A 4062-nucleotide genomic window follows, 5' to 3' on the forward strand; every position below is an offset into this window, starting at 1 on the left:
ACCCCGCCGCTGGGCCCCATAATTTCCCACAGGTGGGCCCCCCCCCCCCCCCCCCGCGCCCCCCCCCCCCGCCGGGGGGGGGGGGGGCGGCGGCCCTGACCGGTCGTGCGCCGGGGCTCAGACCCCGCTCGTCACTTCCGTCTTGTCGTTGTCGTCCCGCTGCTCGGAGCTTTCCCCGAGGCGGCGGTTTCGCACCACCGACGACCAGTAGGAGGCGCCGATCAGGACAACGCCGACGAGGCCGGTGATGACCTCGTTGATCTCGTACTTGATCGTGACCAGGAGGATGACGGCCAGGGCGCCGATGGCGTAGTGCGCGCCGTGCTCCAGGTAGACGTAGTCGTCCAGAGTGCCCTTGCGGACCAGGTAGACCGTCAGCGACCGGATGTACATCGCACCGATGCCGAGGCCCAGCGCGATGATGAAGATGTCGTTGGAGATCGCGAACGCGCCGATGACACCGTCGAAGGAGAACGACGCGTCGATGACCTCGAGGTAGAGGAAGAGGAAGAAGGCCGCCTTGCCGGCCAGGCCCACGGCGCTGGAGCCGCTGCCGCTCGGCTTGCCGCCGCCGGCCACCTCCTCCAGCTCCTGGTCCGCCTCGTCCGCCTCTTCGTCCAGGCGGTCCTCGAAGTAGCTGGAGATGCCGCCGACGATGAGGTAGGTGATCAGACCGCCGATGCCGGCCAGCAGCACGGTGGAGGTCTTGTCGCCGCCGCCGTGGGCCACGTCGGTGGCCACGGTGGTGGCGGCGATCAGCAGCGCGACCAGGGCGACGACCACCGAGAGCATGTCCAGCTTGCCCAGCTTGGACAGCGGGCGCTCCAGCCAGGACAGCCAGGTGTGCTCGCGGCTCTCGAAGATGAAGTCAAGGAAGATCATCAGCAGGAACATCCCGCCGAACGCGGCGATCGCCGGGTGCGCGGAGGTCACCAGGTGCTCGTACTTGTCCGCGTTGTTGATCGCCAGGTCGATCGCCTCGATCGGGCCGATCTTGGCCGTGATCGACACGATGAGGATCGGGAAGACCAGCCGCATGCCGAAGACGGCGATCAGAATGCCGATCGTCAGGAAGATGCGCTGCCAGAAGGCGTTCATCTTCCGCAGGATTCCGGCGTTGATCACCGCGTTGTCGAAGGAGAGCGAGATTTCCAGCACCGAGAGGATCGCGACGAGCGCTAGGCCCTTCGCACCCCACAGGAAGCCGGCGAGGGCCAAGCCGATGGCGGTGACGCCGAGCGACCAGCCGAAAGTTCGGAGGAGCACTGGATTTCCAATCCCTTTACGAAACGTTGACCCCGAAGTCTAGGGCGATGCCCCGCAGACCTGACGCGTACCCCTGGCCAACGGCCCGGAACTTCCATTCCCCGCCGTAGCGGTAGAGCTCGCCGAAGATCATGGCGGTTTCGCTGGACGCGTCCTCCGACAGGTCGTACCGGGCCAGTTCGCTCTGGTCGAGCTGGTTGACCACCCGGATATAGGCGTTGCTGACCTGGCCGAAGGTCTGGCCGCGGGCGTCCGCCTCGTAGATGGAGACCGGAAAGACGATCTTGTCGACCCGCTCGGGCACCGTCATCAGATCGACGATCAGGATCTCGTCGTCGCCGTCGCCGTCACCGGTGAGGTTGTCCCCGGTGTGCTCGACCGAGCCCTCCGGGGACTTGAGGTTGTTGTAGAAGACGAAGTACTCGTCGCCGAGGACCCGCCCCGAGGCGCACAGCAGGGCGCTCGCGTCCAGATCGAAGGGCGCTCCGGTCGTGGAGCGCGCGTCCCAGCCGAGTCCGATCATCACCTGCGTGAGGTTCGGTGCGGCCTTGGAAAGGGAGACATTGCCTCCCTTGGCGAGCGTCACGCCCATGCTGTTCTCCTCCCCCACTCGGGGTGCGCGGCCCGCCCCGGGCGGGCGGGCCGCACGACCCTGGACATCAGACGTTGACGCCGAAGTCCTGCGCGATGCCGCGCAGGCCGGAGGCGTACCCCTGGCCGATGGCCCGGAACTTCCACTCCGCACCGTGCCGGTACAGCTCGCCGAAGACCATGGCGGTCTCGGTGGAGGCGTCCTCGGTGAGGTCGTAGCGGGCCAGTTCGTTGTTGTCGGCCTGGTTCACCACGCGGATGAACGCGTTGCGGACCTGGCCGAAGGACTGCTGACGGGTCTCGGCCTCGTAGATCGACACCGGGAAGACGATCTTGGCGACCTCCGGCGGAACCGTGGCCAGGTTCACCTTGATCTGCTCGTCGTCGCCCTCGCCCTCCCCGGTCAGGTTGTCGCCGGTGTGCTCCACGGAGCCCTCGGGGCTCTTGAGGTTGTTGAAGAACACGAAGTGCTGGTCGGAGAGGACCTTGCCCTCCGCGCCCGTCAGCAGCGCGCTCGCGTCCAGGTCGAATCCGGCGCCCGTGGTGGTGCGGGCGTCCCAGCCGAGGCCGACGATGACGGCCGTGAGGTTGGGGGCCTCCTTCGTCAGCGAAACGTTGCCACCCTTGCTGAGGCTGACTCCCACGAGTCCTCCCATGTCATCGCGTGTCGCTCGTAACAGGATCAACGCCCTGAGGGTAGTACCCGGTTCCCTCCGGCTACAGGGCTTCGAGCGCCTTGACGTACTCGTTCAGGTCACGGGCGTCCGGCAGGTCGTTGACGACGCTCCAGCGGACGACGCCCTCCTTGTCGATGACGAAGGTGCCGCGCACCGCGCAGCCCTTGTCCTCGGCGAAGACGCCGTAGGCGCGGGAGACCTCGCCGTGCGGCCAGAAGTCGGAGAGCAGCGGGTAGTCCAGGCCCTCCTGCTCGGAGAAGACGCGCTGGGTGTGCATGGAGTCGTTGGAGACGGCCAGCAGCTGGACGTCGTCGTTCTGGAACGACGGGAGCTCGTCCCGCAGCGCGCACAGCTCGCCCGTGCAGACGCCGGTGAAGGCGAAGGGGAAGAAGAGCAGCACGACGTTCTTGGCGCCCCGGTAGTCCGAGAGCCGCACGGCCTGGCCGTGCTGGTTCCTCAGCTCGAAGTCGGGGGCGATCTCTCCTGCGGCGAGCGCCATGCGGGACACACCTTTCCGGTGACGGGGGCTGCGACGGGACCCTCACGGCCCGGCCGTCCGGCTCCCCAGTCAACCACTGCCCGCGGAACGGGACGCAAGACGCCCCCGCGGCACGGTGCCGCGGGGGCGTGAGGTCCGTCCCAACGCCTCAGCGCTTGGCGGCCTTGGCCGACTTGGGGGTCACCAGCCGGCTGGCGGTCCAGTCCTTGGAGACGTTGACACTGCTGGTCTGAGCGAGGCCGGCAGTCTGCGCGGCCTCTCCGATGTCACTCGGCTCGACGTGCCCGTCACGGCCGGTCTTCGGGGTCATGAGCCAGATCTGGGCGCCGTCGTCGACGGCGGACGTGGCATCGACCAGGGCGTCGGTCAGGTCGCCGTCATCGTCGCGGAACCACAGGACGACACCGTCGGCGACGTCGTCGTAGTCCTCGTCCGCGAGCTCTTCGCCCGTGATCTCCTCGATACCCTCACGGAGCTCCTGATCGACGTCGTCGTCGTAACCGAGCTCCTGGACCACCTGTCCGGGCTCGAAACCAAGCCGGCTTGCCGGGTTGGTCCGCTCCTCCGCGTGGCCCGCGGTCGCGCTCACGCTCTGCCTCCTGTCATGGGGGTTGTCTTCCCGCTCCTGTGCGGGGTTATGGGCGGTAGTCCACACGGGCGCGGCGGATCGCGCAAGTACCCGGCCGCCCATCCCGCCCAAACGTTGACGTGTCACCGCAACCCGAACTGCGAAGGGTGACGTGGCTCACTCCACTATGCCAGCATTTCTCCCGAATCGGGGTCGCGGTCGGTCGTACGTCCGAGTGGGCGTACAGTTGCGATTTGGTCGGTCGGCCACCGGAAGCCACGCAGCAGCCCCGCCAGGGGGCTTGTAGGTGGGTCTGTCGCGCTACATGACGGTTACCGCTCAGTAGAGATGACGTATCCCTAACGCGCGGTACACGATGGAGGCGGCTTGACCCCGTAGAGCAATGCCTAGAAGCGAAGGATTAGCGTGGCTTCCGGATCAGATCGCAACCCGATCATCAT

5 protein-coding genes are annotated in these 4062 nt (G+C 67.2%); all 5 read right to left on the minus strand.

Annotation, left to right across the window (positions count from 1 at the left end):
• Positions 1-117: 117 nt before the first annotated feature.
• Positions 118-1266: a DUF475 domain-containing protein gene (locus ACIP98_RS35415; protein ID WP_319662592.1), complete on the minus strand. Its 1149-nt coding sequence runs from the start codon at positions 1264-1266 to the stop codon at positions 118-120.
• Positions 1267-1282: 16 nt separating this feature from the next.
• Positions 1283-1858, minus strand: a complete 576-nt coding sequence (locus tag ACIP98_RS35420; RefSeq protein WP_319662593.1) for a TerD family protein — start codon at positions 1856-1858, stop codon at positions 1283-1285.
• 67 nt (positions 1859-1925) lie between these two features.
• A complete protein-coding gene (locus ACIP98_RS35425; RefSeq protein WP_319662594.1) occupies positions 1926-2501 on the minus strand; it encodes a TerD family protein in 576 nt (191 codons plus the stop codon).
• Between the two features lie 73 nt (positions 2502-2574).
• On the minus strand, positions 2575-3033 hold the full coding sequence (locus ACIP98_RS35430; protein ID WP_319662595.1) for a peroxiredoxin: 459 nt from the start codon (positions 3031-3033) through the stop codon (positions 2575-2577).
• Between the two features lie 148 nt (positions 3034-3181).
• Entirely contained in the window at positions 3182-3622 is a 441-nt protein-coding gene (locus ACIP98_RS35435) for a DUF3052 domain-containing protein (RefSeq protein WP_319662596.1), read from the minus strand.
• Between the last annotated feature and the right edge of the window lie 440 nt (positions 3623-4062).

This window comes from Streptomyces sp. NPDC088354 (genome assembly GCF_044753585.1).
Taxonomy (GTDB): Bacteria; Actinomycetota; Actinomycetes; order Streptomycetales; family Streptomycetaceae; genus Actinacidiphila.